Consider the following 482-nt stretch of genomic DNA (forward strand, 5'->3'; position numbering starts at 1 on the left):
GATCGAGATAGCGTTGCCGCAACATGCCGAGTTCGGCGCGTTCCGCCCGCTTCTGCCGATCCTGCGCAATCGCGGCGTGGATTGCTCCCATGAGGTCGGCATCGCTGAACGGCTTGGTGAGAAAATCCACGGCGCCATGCTTGATGGCGCGCACGGAGGATGGAATATCCCCATGYCCGGTGATGAAGATGATCGGCGGATGATCGCCTTCGGCGATCTGGCTCTGCAGGTCGAGGCCGTTGATATCGGGCAATTCGATATCGAGAATGAGGCAGGCGGGGACATCCGGCTTGTCCGCATTCACATAATCGCCGGCCGATCCGAAGGCGATGGCGCGCATGCCGTGCGAGTCCAGGAGCTCGCTGAGCGCCTCCCGGATGCGTTCATCGTCATCGACGATATAGGCAATGTGATCGTCGCTGGTCATGGCGCCGCCTTGTCTTCGACCGGCAGGGTGAAGATGAACTTCGCACCATGCGGAT

Annotated in this window: 1 protein-coding gene; it reads right to left on the reverse strand. The window is 60.7% G+C overall.

The window, feature by feature from the left end:
- Positions 1-427: response regulator transcription factor (locus tag AC1D0P_RS28840; protein ID WP_477679865.1), on the reverse strand; the 427-nt coding region annotated here is incomplete at its 3' end.
- Between the last annotated feature and the right edge of the window lie 55 nt (positions 428-482).

Source organism: Polaromonas sp. P1_G2 (genome assembly GCF_056405515.1).